This is a genomic window from Albidovulum sp. (assembly GCF_041919395.1).
Taxonomy (GTDB): Bacteria; Pseudomonadota; Alphaproteobacteria; order Rhodobacterales; family Rhodobacteraceae; genus Albidovulum.
The window spans coordinates 1-12,948 of sequence record NZ_JAYRTX010000099.1; the positions used below are offsets into that span (position 1 = coordinate 1).

Below are 12,948 nucleotides of genomic sequence, written 5' to 3' on the forward strand. Positions count from 1 at the left end.
AGTGTGATCGGAGCGAGGATGTCCTTCCCCCACCCCGCGGCTGCGATCGCCAGGATCGACGCGATGAAGATGACCGCGAACTGCGCCAGCCGTTCGATCTTTTCCATATTGAAATCCCCCGGATCGCGAACACAACGCCGCGTGGGTGCTTCTAGTTCCCGCGCGGGCCGTGCGGCCGGTCCGCGGTTTGCCGCCGCCGCGCATGGACCGACGGGAACTCGACCAAGCCTGAGGCGTTGAGCCGGCACCAACCCACCCAAGTAATGGAGGACATCATGAACTGGGATCAGATCACCGGGAACTGGAAGCAACTCAAGGGCAAGGCCCAGGCCAAGTGGGGCGACATCACCGACGACGAGTGGCACCGCGTCGAGGGTCGCCGCGAAGAGCTCGTCGGCCTCGTGCAGGAGAAGTACGGTCACGCCAAGGAAGCTGCAGAACGCGAGGTGGACAGCTGGGTTTCCCGTCTCTGACCCGCGGCCTCTGACCGGGGCTCCCGGTAAACGACGCGCCCTCTCCCAGATGCTGGGGGAGGGCGCCTGCATTTCCGGGCAACCGCTCGTCGCTTCCGGTTCGACGGCCGCACGGGAATGCCGGCAGGTGGGATATCCACCTGCCGGCCGTTTGTCTTCACCCCTGCGGATTGGCGGACGGCTGCGGACGACCGGCGCGATTCATCGAGCGGCGGCCGGCAGGGCGGAATCCCCCTCGGCCGTCATCCGCGCGGCCTCAGTTTCGGCGCGCTCCTTCACCCGGGCAACCACGTCGGCCGCGACCGCTGCGACGGTGCTGCGCGCTTCCAGGGCGGCGTTCCTGAGTTCATCCGCAGCCCCGTCTGCGATGAGCGAGATTCTGGTGCGCTCTTCCTGAAGGAGGTTCGCGGCAGCCGCCATCAGGCGATCCCTCTCCGCCCCGAAGGCGCGATCCTCGGCGCGTGTCCGCGGCAGCGCCGCCGCGACCGCGGCGCCGAGGCCCATGGCCACGGCACCTGCGACGACAGGATGCTCGCCGATCATCCGCTCCAAATCGCGGCCACCGGAGCGCACAGCCTTGTCGAGCTTGAGACGCGCGGCGTAGGCCGCCTCCCGTGCGCGCACGATTCTCTCGCGTGCCGCGTCGGAAAGGTCATCGAGTCCGTCGCTGATTGCCTTCCGCATGTCGTCGGTAAAGGCTGAGAGCACCTTGCCGCGCTCCTCCGCGAGGTCCCTGCCAGCCCCCGCATGATCGCGCGCGTTCCGCTCGAGGCGGCACAGGGTCGCCGACGCGCGCTGGCGCAGCATGTCGATCCGTTCGGCCCACCGGCTGTCGGCCGCATCGACCGACGAAAGGGCGGGCTCGAATCCTTCGGGAAGCGGGTTTCCGCCTTCGTCTTCCCAGCGGTCGAGCGCGACGGGCGGGGTTGGCGCTTCGACGCGGCGCCCGCCGAAGATCAGCCATGCGAGCCCGATGCCGGTCAGCGCCAGCGCCATCGGGTTGGCGCGAACGGCCCGGTCGATCGACTGCGTGTAGTCCGCCGCGTTCGTCTTGATCATCCCGAGCGCTTCGCGGGCGAGCGAGTCGGTCGAGAACCGATCGTGAAGCGCGTCCAGGGCGGAGCCCAGCGCTTCGCGCTTGCGTTCGAGGTCCTTCTCGATATCGCGGGGATCAGCGTGATGAGTCATTGAGCGTCTCCTTGATCTGTTCCGCATCGCGACGGACGTTTCTGACCGTGCGACGCGGTATGAGGTTTGTCTTGTCGAAGGTGCCAAGCCCCTCGTGGACGAGGAGTGCGGCGAAGAGAAGTGCGCCGCCACCCACGGTCGCCGCGGCCCATCCGGCCGAGAGACCCGCGGTGACCAGCGCTGCCACCGTGGCGTCAGCGAGCGCGCCCAGCCCGACCATGCCAAGGACCGCAGCCCCCCCGAACATCAGGATGCCTGAAGTCGCGCGCCGGACGTTCTCCGCGAGTTCTGCCTTGGCGAGTGCGACTTCACCGCGGATCAGCGCGGTGACGTGACGCACAACGTCCGATAAGAGGCTCGCCGTCGGCTGCGACTGGTGTTCCGGGCCCACGGTCATGCTCCGTCCTGGCTGCTGTGAAGGTCGCTGACCGTGGCACCAAGGTTGCCCGCAGTGGCGTCAGGGCCCCCGGTCGCCGACGTTGCGGGCCCCGAAGCGCCGCTCGCTCGGCCGAAACGTGCGAGGGTGAACCCTGCGAGGGCAGCGCCTGCCACGAAGGCGCCTGGATGGCGGCGCGAGAAGGCCTCGGTCTCGGCGAGGAGCGTGGGCAGGCTCTGCCGTCGCAGGTCTCGCGCCAGTTCCGACGCCCCGCTGGCGATGATGCCGAGCACGCGGCCACGCAGCGCGGTAGCATCCGCCGCAGCCCGCACGCGCAGCCTCTCCGCAGCGTCGGCGGCCTTATCGGCGAGGAAGTCCCGGCCGGCGTCCGCCCGCGCCCTGATCTCGGTCACCACCGTGTCCTTCGCGGATCCGAGGGCCTCACGCGCCTCTTCCTTGACGCCTTCGATCGATTCGGCGCCGGCCGCCTTAAGGCGGGTTGCGGCGTCTTCGACCGTCTTGCGCACCTTGTCGTGTGCCATGTGGGTCTCCTGTCTTGAGGATGGCAGTGCCCCGTCTCCGTCCGAGAACCTCCGACGGGACCTGCAGAAGGAACGCGGGCCGTCACGCGCGAGTTCCCCGGAGCGAACGCGAGATGGCCTGCCTGGCCCGATTGCGTCGTGACGGAGATGGTCGCTCCGCTGGTTGGTGCGAGTGAGAAGGGAACCACCTCTCCGCCGCCAGCGTTGACTGGGCACATTCAGACAAGATCCACAGCGAAGGAGAAAGACCATGCTCGGTTGGGCTGTTACGTTCCTCGTCATCGCGCTGATCGCGGCGGCACTTGGTTTCAGCGGTATCGCCGGAACGTCTGCGGGCATCGCGCAGGTGCTTTTCGTGATCTTCCTCATCCTGTTCGTGGTGGCGATGATCGCGCGGGCGATGCGGGGCAACCCCCCGCTCTGACGGATCGTGAAACGACGTCGCCGCGGTATCGACAACTTCCCCTTGGTTGCGCGGCGCGGGGAGAGCCGGGATCGAAAGATCCCGGCTCTTTCTTGTTCGGCTAGAGCCGGTGCCGCCACCTGTCGCCCACTGGCGTTTCATGGCCAGACCAAACGAAAGCGCGGCCCGCCGGAGACCCGGCGAGCCGCGTTCCCTCTGGCGGCCGGGGATGGGTGCCCGGCCGCCATCAGCCTGAGATCAGTTGTCGTAGGTCGGCAGTGCTTCAAGCTGTTCCTTTGTCATCGGCACGTAGACACGCACGTCGTTCCCATCGGCCTTGCGCAGGATGTCCACCTCGCTCATGGCCAGCTTTACCGGCTTCTCGCCGATGCCGAGGAAGCCGCCGACATCGATGACGGCATCGCTCAGCTTGCCCTGCTCGTCGACGATGAGTTCGGAGAGTTCACCGATCCATTCGTCATTGGCGTCGTAGGCGGCGGCCCCCGTGAGCATCTCGGTGGTGAGGTCAACGCCGGCGACGGCGGCGTATCCGTCGCGGGCAACCGGCTCTCGGGTCACGGCATCGGCTGTTGCGTCAACGGCCGTGCCTGCCGCTGCGGCGGCGTCATCGGCGGTGTCGGCGACCGTCTCGCCGGTGGCTTCGGCGGCGTTGCCGACCGCGGTCGCGGCCTCGTCGACCGCCTCGCCGGCAGCCGTCATCGGTGTGTTCTTCCACGCATACTCCGGCGCGCCCTCGAGCGTCGCTCGCGCCGCATTGATGACCAGGAAGTAGTCCCCCTCATCGTCCGCGGTCGCACTGTCGGCGACGAAGCGTACGGCACCCATGTCGACCGCCACCTGCCGCTCGCCGATGCCCAGGAAACCGCCGATATCGACGATCACCGCCTCGACGGTACCGTCGCGGGACAGTACCACGTCGTTGATCTCTCCGATATTCTCCCATCCGTCCTGGATGCCGTTGAACGCATTGCCCTCCACCGCGGCTTCTGACGCATAGACGCGCTTGCCGATGAACTCGCTGGCATGGATCTCCAGCGGATCGCTCTCGGCGCGGAACGGGTTGTCCTGCGCCATGGCAGCGGTGGCGACAAGGGTCGCCAGGGCGGTCGAAATCATGAGCCGTTTCATGCTTGGTCTCCGTTATCTGGTTTCATCACGCGCCGGAGCGCATGGCTGTCAAACGCGAGTTCGATCAGTCGGTTCCTCCGGTCGGTGCAGGCCCTTCGCCTTCCGCGGAAATGCGCCCGTGGCAATTGGCGGGACCGGCGGTGCTCCGCCTGGCACGACGCTCAACGGGAACCATGTGTCGCAATCGGAGTTTCGGAATGGATCGGCGGGCTTCCACCCCGTCGAAAACCCCGTCAGGAAATGAAAGGAAATCAACATGATGAAGAAAGCAATTCTTGGACTGGCCGCCAGCTTCACCATTGCTTCCGTAATTCCTGGAATCGCTGAAACAATTGTCCGCGAAGTTGAAGTGACAGTCGACATGGCGTCGATCCAGAACGAGAAGGCGGCAGCGCATTGGGCAACGCTCGCGGACGATCTGGAGAATGCGATCATCGCGGGTCTGGTCGGCAAGACCGGTGAGGAGGGCGCGAAGGTCCTCGTCGACATCGACGAGGTGGAGCTTGCCAACACCTATCAGGAGCTGACCGGCGTTGCCGAGTCTCGGCTCGTGGGCGATGTCGCGGTTACGCATGACAGCGACAACACGAAGTTCGACGCGTACAAGCTGACGGTGACGTTCGAGGAGGCGAGCCCGTTCGTGCCCGAGGGCATCGATCTCGCCAAGGTCACGACCGACAGCCACGAATACTATGACGCGATGGTCAAGGCTTTCGCCGACCACATCGTCCGCAAGCTCGGCTGATCGTCGAGCGCCTGACGATGCGACGCCCCGGGTCGAAAGGCCCGGGGCTTTTCTGCGGATTTGGAAGAAAGCCCCCGGCGGTCTGCAACGGACACACCGGGGGCGGAGAAGGCGATGGGGACGAGCCTTCAAGTTGGTCGGCGAACACGAGGGGACATGCTCTGGCAGAGCCGACACGGCCTGAACGCGCGACGATCGCTTCGGTTCCGGCGACGGCGCCAAAAATCCGTCATGCACTTTGGTATAATGTGACGACTTCCCTGGTGGATGGCATCAAGGCCGACCGGACGGAACGCGGGATTGACTTGCATCATGGCCCGGGCATGTCCCAAAGGGTAGGGGAAGCCCGGACCGCAGAACGACGAGAGGTGGCAGATGGCAACGACCGCAACTGGTTCACGCAGAAGGACGCATCGGCCGTCGCCCGTTGCCCGCCTTCACGCCCGGCCGGCCATGTTCGTGCCTGCGGACGACGCAGCGCCGGCGGAGGAAAGTGCCGCCGATACGTTGTTTCAGGATCTCGACATGGGTCTGACAGCGCAGGTGGCGCGTTTTACCGGCGGCCTGTCGCCGATCGCGCTTGCGGGCGCATGGTCGGACTGGGCAATGCATCTGGCGACGTCCCCCGGCAAGCAGGGGCAACTCGTCGTGAAGGCAGGGCAGAAGGTTCAGAGGCTGGCCTCGGTCCTGTCGTCCTGCGCCTTCCGGCCTGACGCTGCGGAGACGTGCATCCGGCCGCTGCCTCAGGATCGCCGCTTCGATCACCCCGGTTGGAAGACCTGGCCCTACAACGTCCTCTCACAGTCCTTTCTGCTGACCCAGCAATGGTGGCACAATGCCACCACAGACGTTCGGGGCGTGACGCACCAGCACGAGAAGGCGGTCGAATTCGCTTCCCGGCAGTTGCTTGACGTCTTCTCCCCTTCCAACTTCGCGTGGACAAATCCCGAGGTCGTGCAGCGCACCTTCGCGACCGGCGGAATGAACCTCGTCCGAGGCTGGCAGAACCTCCTGACCGACTGGCAGCGCCAAGTCGCCGGCGCGCCGCCCGCAGAGGCTGACCGTTTCAAACCAGGCGAAGCCGTGGCGGTCACGCCGGGCAAGGTCGTGTACCAGAACCGGCTGATCGAGCTGATCCAGTACGACCCGGCGACCGCAAAGGTCCGGCCCGAACCGGTGCTGATCGTCCCCGCCTGGATCATGAAATACTACATCCTTGACCTCTCGGCCGAGAACTCGCTTGTGCGATACCTGACCGGTCAGGGTTTCACCGTCTTCATGATCTCGTGGAAGAACCCCGACGCCGACGATCGCAACCTCGGGATGGGCGACTATCTGAAACTGGGCGTGATGGCGTCCATGGACGCGGTATCAGCCGTCACGGGACAGCCGCGTGTGCACACGATCGGCTATTGCCTCGGTGGCACGCTGCTGTCGATTGCCGCCGCCGCGATGTCGCGCGACGGCGACGACCGGATCGCGACGCTGACGCTGCTGGCCACCCAGACGGACTTCACCGAGGCCGGAGAACTGACGCTCTTCATCAACGAAAGCGAGATCAAGTTCCTGGAAGACATGATGTGGCAGAAGGGGTATCTCGATACCCAGCAAATGGCCGGCGCGTTTCAGATACTCCGGTCGAACGACCTTGTCTGGTCACGGATGGTCCGCCAGTATCTCATGGGCGAACCCGAGCACATGAACGACCTCATGGCCTGGAACGCGGATGCGACACGGATGCCCTACCGGATGCATTCGGAGTATCTGCACCGGCTGTTCCTGCACAATGATCTTGCCGAGGGACGCTTTTCGGTGGACGCCAAGCCCGTTGTCCTTTCGGACATCCGGATGCCGGTGTTCCTCGTGGGAACCGAACGCGATCACGTCGCGCCATGGCGGTCGGTCTACAAATTCCACCTGACCGCGGACACGGAGGTGACGTTCCTGCTGACCAACGGCGGACACAACGCCGGTATCGTCTCTGAACCCGGCCACCCGCACCGTCACTACCGAATGATTCACGCGTCCCGCGACGACACCTATGTCGATCCTGATCGCTTCATGGAGATTGCGCCGCTTCGCGAAGGTTCCTGGTGGCCCGAGCTGGTATCCTGGCTGGAAGACCACTCCGGCGAGCCGGTGGACCCGCCGCCGATGGGTGCGCCGGAAGCGGGATATGCGCCGATCCGCCCTGCGCCCGGAACTTATGTTTTCGGTCGCTGAGCCAGCAACAGCATGAGGCGAGATTCGATGAAGCCGACCGACCGCCATCCGCCGCGAGGCCCTTCCATCGGAGACAGGGTCAGCCTGAGCGGCCGTATCGTCGGGATTGACGAAGCGCACCATCGCGTCACGCTCGACCTCGTGGACGGTACCATGCTCGCCTCGAAGGAGGGCGGTGGCCGCAACGGGCCGGAGGCGCCCCAAGAGAGGGCGCCCCGGTTCCAGGCGCTTATTGCGGCGGCTGCCGAACTGCCGCCTGCGCGCACGGCGATCGTCCATCCCTGCGATGCGCTTTCCCTGACCGGTGCGCTGGAGGCGGCAGGGAAGGGCATGATCCTGCCCATCCTCGTTGGCCCGCGCGCCAAGATAGAGGCCGCCGCGAAGGAGACGGGTGCGAACCTGGACGGGATCGAGTTGGTGGATGCCCCGCACAGCCATGCGGCCGCCGAACGTGCCGTGGCGCTGGTTCGCGCGGGCAGGGCCGACGTTCTGATGAAGGGAAAACTGCACACCGACGAATTGATGGCGCCGGTCGTCGACGCCGAAACCGGACTCAGGACGGAACGGCGGATGAGCCACATCTTCGCGCTCGACGTTCCGCACCATCCGAAACTGCTCTTCATCACCGACGCGGCAATCAACATCTTTCCCGACCTGGAGACAAAGCGCGACATCGTCCAGAACGCCATCGATCTCGCCCAGTCGCTGGGCGTCGCGCTGCCCAAGGTCGCGCTCCTCTCGGCGGTCGAGACGGTCTATCCGAAGATACCATCCACGATCGAGGCGGCGGCGCTCTGCAAGATGCTCGACCGGGGCCAGATCACCGGCGGCCTGCTGGACGGGCCGCTCGGCATCGACAACGCCATCTCGCGGGATGCGGCGGAAGCAAAGGGCATCCGGTCGGAGGTCGCCGGAGACGCGGACATCCTCGTGGCCCCGGACCTCGAGGCCGGAAACATGATCGCGAAGCAACTCGTCTATCTTGCCGCGGCCGAGGCGGCGGGGATCGTCCTCGGTGCGCGCGTTCCGATCATCCTGACGAGCCGCGCCGACAGCGTTCATGCGCGCCTCGCCTCAACGGCGATGGCACAGATCTACGCGGCGCGTCGGCGACCGCCGGGGCTGTCGCCATCGGACGACCGCGCCAGCCGCGCGTCGACTCCGAGGGCGACAAGTCCCTGACCGAGCGCGAGCGGCACGAGGCTCATCGCGAAGGCAAGGACCAGCCCCTCGTTTCCGGGATTCGGCAGGTCCAGAACCAGCGCCAGTTCCGGGACGGCAAGCGAAAGCGCAAGGAGTCCCGCGCAAAAGGCGATTGCGCCCCAGACACAGGGGTTTTGCGCCACATCGCTGCGCAGGAACCCGCCGCCACCTGTGCGGACGTTGAAGACGTTCCAGAGCTGGGCGAGCGCAAGAGTCAGGAACGCTACGGTTGTCGCCTTGTCGCCCGACAGCGCGAGCCTGCCGAGCGCCAGCCAGAAAGCCCCTAGCGTTGCCGCCGTGATGAAGCCGCCGAGAAGGGCGATCCTCACCCATTCCGGCCGACCCACCACTGGCTCGGCCGGATCGCGCGGCGGCCGCTGCATGAGTGTTCCGTCCCCCTGGCCGAGACCCAGGGCGAAGGCGGGAAAGACATCTGTCACGAGGTTGAGAAAGAGTATCTGCAGGGGCATGAGCGGTGGTGGCAGCCCTGCACCAACCGCAATCCCGACGACGAGGATCTCTGACACGTTGCAGGACATCAGGTAGATCACGAAGCGACGGATGTTGTCGAAGATCGCTCGGCCCTGGTGCATAGCCGCGATGATCGTCGCAAAGGCATCGTCCTTGAGGATCATGTCCGCCGCCTCGCGCGCCACGTCCGTCCCGCGCCGGCCCATCGCGATGCCTATGTGGGCCTTGCGCAGGGCTGGTGCGTCGTTGACCCCGTCGCCCGTCATGGCGACGACGTTCCCGCCGTCCTGGAACAAGCGGACAAGCGACAGCTTCGTCTCGGGTGCGACACGGGCGAACACATCGGCCCCGGCGATGCGGCGGCGGGTCGTTTCGTCGGCCGTTCCGTCGTCGAGCGACTTGAGCGCTTGGCCTTCGACCACGCGCGGGTCGTCCCCGCCGATTCCGGCGTCGCGGGCGATGGCCGCCGCGGTGTCGGCGTGATCCCCCGTCAGCATGACCACACGGACACCGGCCCGCTGGCTTGCAAGGATCGCTGCGGGCACGTCGGCCCTGAGCGGATCGCGCAGGCAGGCGATGCCGACGAACGTCAGGCCGGTGTAGGGGTCCTCGGTCGCCGTTTCGGCCCATTTCTTGGCAAGTCCGATCAGCCGGAGGCCCCTGGCTGCCGCCCGCGTCTGCCGCCGGGCCCAGTCTGCCCGTCGCGCGTCATCGAGTGGGCGCGCCGCCCGGCCGTCCCATTCGCCGTCGGCAGCGGCAAGAACATGCTCGGGCGCTCCCTTCACGGCGTAGAGGTAGCCGTCGCCATCGCGGTGGACCGTCGCCATCATCTTCTGCACCGGATCGAACGCATGTTCCCGGACTTCGGGATACCGGTCCGCCAGGGTGGACCTGTCGATCCCGCCCTGGCGGGCGGCGTCGAGAAGGGCAAGCTCCATCGGATCGCCGCTTCGTCCATCCGCGCTTCCGTCGCCGGGCTCGGCCGTCGTGCAGAGCGCGCCGAGGTGAAGCGCGAACTCCTGCCCTTCCCCCGGTGTGCGGCCGGGGATGACGGGCACGTCGCGTTCCGGCAGGAGCAGGCGCACGACCGTCATCTCGTTCTCGGTCAGCGTGCCGGTCTTGTCGGTCAGGATCATGGTGGTCGCCCCCAAGGTTTCGACCGAGGAAAGGTTCGTGATGACGGCATTGCGCGCGGCCATGCGCCACATGCCCCGCGCCAGGCAGAGCGTTGCGACCACGGGCAGGCCTTCGGGTACGGCGGCGACCGCAAGTGCGACGCCTGTCTTGATCATGTCGGCCAGAGGATGGCCGTGGGCAACGCCCCCGGCGACCATGGCCACGGCCAGCGCCAGCATCAGCCATACGAGCCGGTGCCCGAGCCTGTCGAGCCGGCGTTCAAGGAGCGACTCCGCTGCGCCTGCCGCCTCCGTCAGGGCGCTGATGCGACCGACCTCGGTGTCCATTCCTGTCGCGGTCACCAGCCCCTCGCCCGTACCCTTGGTGATGGCGGTGCCCTTGAAGACCATCCCGACCCGGTCGCCGACGTCGGCATCGGCTGCGGCAGGCTCGGTCGATTTTGCAGCCGGGACAGATTCCCCCGTGAGGACAGATTCATTGCTTTCCAGGTTCGATGCCCGGACGAGCCGCAGATCTGCGGTGACGATGTCGCCCGCCTCCAGCATCACCAGATCGCCTGGAACGATCCTGGTGGCATCGATCTTTCGTGGACGTCCGTCACGACGGACAAGCGTACGCACCTGGGCAATGCGGCGCAGTGATTCCATCGATCGGATTGCGCGCAGCTCGGTACTGAAACCTATCGCCGCGTTGATGGCGAGAACGGCCAGGATTGCCCCGCCCTCGACAACATCGCCGAGCATGAAGGAAAAGGCGGCCGCCCCCGCCAGAAGCCAGACAAGCACGCTTCTGAACTGGTGCCCGAGGATGGCTTGCCAGCTCTTGCGTCGATGCGCCCGCAGCCGGTTAGGCCCGTAGCGGTCGATCCTGCGGCGCGCCTCGTCCTCGGAAAGGCCGCGCAGCAAATCCGTACCGAGCGCCCCGGCGATCCGAGACACTGTGTGCGCGTGGGGGGAGCGCATGAATTCGTCCGACATGGCCTGCCTTGTCTAAAGGCCCATGCTGGCGAGGTGAACCGTCCCGCCCGCGAATCGCGTAGTCAGACCGGTGTCGCGTGATGAGAATGAAGTTCCGCGCCCTCGCGCTGCAGCTCTTCCAGCGTCTCGGCGCCGGCCGTAACCTCGCCGGTCATGACGTGGCCCGCGCATCGGCCCAACATGTCAATCCATTCCCGGACGTCCTCAGACATCCTCTCGGCCGACTGAGCCTGCCAGTCCCGGAAGGCCTGAAGCGCGGCAACCGCGTCGGTCGGGTTCGCCTCGGCCGCTGCCTCGCACGCTTTGAGAGCGGACTTCGTCGCGGCGTGCCGGCGGGCAAACCAATGGTGCGCGAAGGCCTCTGCCTCGGCGAGAATCTTTTCCTGGGCCTTCCAGAACTGCTTCATCTGGGGTGCCACCAAGGCCTCTGCCGGCAAAGGCCCCCCCGTGAACATGCTCGCCGCATCACCGCCGTGCGAAGTCTTGTCGCGAGCCATCTGTGCCTCCCACCCACCGAGATTCGCGAAACATCGCACGGATCGCCGGATGGCACCTTGACGTGTGTCAATCGCCAACTACCGGCCGGCGCAGGCGGGCTGTTCCGTTCTGCGGTACGATGGACTATATGACCTGTCTTGCACAGACGGATCGCACGATGACCGACCAGAGCCCCAGTGCCCCGATCACCCAGGATGTGGTGACGATCCCCCGGCGCCTGCCCGAAGGCGGCCGGGTGAACCTCGTCGGCCTTACACGCGAGCAGCTCGGCGAGGCGCTCATCGCCGCGGGGACGCCGCCGGGGCAGGCGAAGATGCGGGTCGGCCAGATATGGCAATGGATATACCATTGGGGCGTGCGCGACTTCGGCCTGATGACCAATCTTGCAAAGGACTACCGCGCGCTTCTCGCCGACAGGTTCGAGATCGCCCTGCCCGAGGTCGTGACCCGCCAGGTTTCGGCTGACGGAACGCGAAAATATCTTCTGCGCATCGCCGGCGGGCACGAGGTGGAAACCGTTTACATCCCCGAGGAAAACCGCGGCACGCTCTGCATTTCCTCCCAGGTGGGCTGCACGCTCACCTGTTCGTTCTGCCACACCGGCACGCAGAAGCTGGTCCGAAACCTGACCGCGGGCGAGATCGTCGGGCAAGTGATGGTCGCGCGCGACGACCTCGGCGAGTGGCCGGTGCCGGGCGCACCCAAGGATGAGACGCGGCTAGTCTCCAACGTGGTTCTGATGGGCATGGGCGAACCCCTCTACAACTTCGAGAACGTCCGCGACGCGATGAGGGTGGTGATGGACGGCGAGGGGCTGTCACTGTCCCGCCGCAGGATAACGCTTTCGACCTCGGGCGTGGTGCCGGAAATCGCGCGCGCGGCGGAGGAGATCGGCTGTCTGCTCGCCGTGTCGTTCCATGCGACGACGGACGAGGTGCGCGACCGATTGGTGCCGATCAACAAGCGGTGGAACATCGAGACGCTGCTTGCGGCGCTCAGGGACTATCCGCGCCTGTCGAACTCGGAACGCATCACGTTCGAGTATGTCATGCTGAAAAACGTCAACGACAGCGACGCCGATGCAAGACGGCTGGTGAAGCTGATCGCCGGCATCCCGGCCAAGATCAACCTCATCCCCTTCAACGAGTGGCCCGGCGCGCCCTATCAGCGGTCGGACTGGGAGCGGATCGAGGCCTTCGCCGACATCGTCTACAAGGCAGGTTACGCCAGCCCGATCCGCACGCCGCGCGGCGAGGACATCATGGCGGCCTGCGGGCAACTCAAATCCGCGACCGAACGCGGCCGCAAGAGCCGGGCCGCGATCGCGGTCGAGGCCGGCCTGCCCTCGGCCTGACCTAGCCGGTTGCGATTCGCGGCCGTCCCTTGGCGGTGACACGAAGCCGCGCCTCGATGAACATGGGCTGGCCTTCGATTTCGATCTCGGACACCTCCCGCTCGGTCACGAGGCGGATTTCCTCGACGCCGGCACGCCGGGCACGGGCGGAGGCTTCCGCCGAAAGCGCCTTTTCCAGCGCACCAAGGGCCTGATCGCGATCCGCGAAG

At 66.2% G+C, this 12,948-nt stretch carries 12 protein-coding genes and 1 pseudogene; 6 read left to right on the top strand and 7 right to left on the bottom strand.

The features are described 5' to 3' along the window. The first annotated feature begins 275 nt into the window (after positions 1–275). Complete coding sequence (locus ACMUOO_RS14375; protein ID WP_301919807.1) at positions 276–473, top strand: CsbD family protein; 198 nt, start codon at positions 276–278, stop codon at positions 471–473. A gap of 201 nt (positions 474–674) precedes the next feature. Here ACMUOO_RS14375 and ACMUOO_RS14380 read toward each other — a convergent pair whose 3' ends face one another. The 3 genes from ACMUOO_RS14380 to ACMUOO_RS14390 are packed head-to-tail and all read right to left on the bottom strand — an operon-like array spanning position 675 to position 2,579. Continuing rightward, positions 675–1,661: a DUF3618 domain-containing protein gene (locus ACMUOO_RS14380; protein WP_301919808.1), complete on the bottom strand. Its 987-nt coding sequence runs from the start codon at positions 1,659–1,661 to the stop codon at positions 675–677. Further along, positions 1,645–2,058, bottom strand: coding sequence for a phage holin family protein (locus ACMUOO_RS14385; RefSeq protein WP_301919809.1), 414 nt, complete (start codon positions 2,056–2,058; stop codon positions 1,645–1,647). The genes ACMUOO_RS14380 and ACMUOO_RS14385 overlap by 17 nt, the downstream gene beginning before the upstream one ends. After that, entirely contained in the window at positions 2,055–2,579 is a 525-nt protein-coding gene (locus ACMUOO_RS14390) for a hypothetical protein (protein WP_301919810.1), read from the bottom strand. Before ACMUOO_RS14390 ends, ACMUOO_RS14385 begins: the two co-directional genes overlap by 4 nt. 250 nt (positions 2,580–2,829) lie before the next feature. Here ACMUOO_RS14390 and ACMUOO_RS14395 point away from each other — a divergent pair, with 250 nt between their 5' ends. Next, complete coding sequence (locus ACMUOO_RS14395; RefSeq protein WP_301919811.1) at positions 2,830–3,003, top strand: DUF1328 domain-containing protein; 174 nt, start codon at positions 2,830–2,832, stop codon at positions 3,001–3,003. Positions 3,004–3,240: 237 nt separating this feature from the next. Here the strand turns inward: ACMUOO_RS14395 and ACMUOO_RS14400 are convergent, their stop codons facing one another. Continuing rightward, the gene (locus tag ACMUOO_RS14400; RefSeq protein ID WP_301919812.1) at positions 3,241–4,119 is read right to left on the bottom strand and encodes a PRC-barrel domain-containing protein; all 879 of its coding nucleotides are present in this window, start codon (positions 4,117–4,119) and stop codon (positions 3,241–3,243) included. A gap of 268 nt (positions 4,120–4,387) precedes the next feature. Between ACMUOO_RS14400 and ACMUOO_RS14405 the strand changes: the two genes are divergently transcribed. From ACMUOO_RS14405 to ACMUOO_RS14415, 3 genes are all read left to right on the top strand, one after another. Next, positions 4,388–4,876 (top strand): hypothetical protein, encoded by a 489-nt coding sequence (locus ACMUOO_RS14405; RefSeq protein WP_413855634.1) that lies wholly within the window; start codon positions 4,388–4,390, stop codon positions 4,874–4,876. A gap of 453 nt (positions 4,877–5,329) precedes the next feature. Next, positions 5,330–7,099 (top strand): PHA/PHB synthase family protein, encoded by a 1,770-nt coding sequence (locus tag ACMUOO_RS14410; protein ID WP_301919814.1) that lies wholly within the window; start codon positions 5,330–5,332, stop codon positions 7,097–7,099. A gap of 27 nt (positions 7,100–7,126) precedes the next feature. Further along, entirely contained in the window at positions 7,127–8,281 is a 1,155-nt protein-coding gene (locus ACMUOO_RS14415; RefSeq protein WP_301919815.1) for a bifunctional enoyl-CoA hydratase/phosphate acetyltransferase, read from the top strand. Here ACMUOO_RS14415 and ACMUOO_RS14420 read toward each other — a convergent pair. Both ACMUOO_RS14420 and ACMUOO_RS14425 read right to left on the bottom strand, forming a co-directional pair. Next, positions 8,194–10,887 carry a cation-translocating P-type ATPase gene (locus ACMUOO_RS14420; RefSeq protein ID WP_301919816.1) on the bottom strand — a complete coding sequence of 898 codons (2,694 nt, stop codon included), beginning with the start codon at positions 10,885–10,887 and terminating at the stop codon, positions 8,194–8,196. The two genes, ACMUOO_RS14415 and ACMUOO_RS14420, sit on opposite strands and share 88 nt — an antisense overlap. Positions 10,888–10,949: 62 nt before the next feature. Beyond that, entirely contained in the window at positions 10,950–11,306 is a 357-nt protein-coding gene (locus tag ACMUOO_RS14425) for a hypothetical protein (RefSeq protein WP_413855637.1), read from the bottom strand. 236 nt (positions 11,307–11,542) lie between these two features. On the opposite strand from ACMUOO_RS14425, the gene rlmN reads away from it, so the two are divergent. Beyond that, the gene (gene rlmN, locus ACMUOO_RS14430) at positions 11,543–12,739 is read left to right on the top strand and encodes a 23S rRNA (adenine(2503)-C(2))-methyltransferase RlmN (RefSeq protein WP_301919818.1); all 1,197 of its coding nucleotides are present in this window, start codon (positions 11,543–11,545) and stop codon (positions 12,737–12,739) included. Position 12,740: 1 nt separating this feature from the next. Here rlmN and ACMUOO_RS14435 read toward each other — a convergent pair. After that, positions 12,741–12,948 (bottom strand): annotated as a pseudogene (locus tag ACMUOO_RS14435) (hydantoinase/oxoprolinase family protein); the annotation flags it as partial.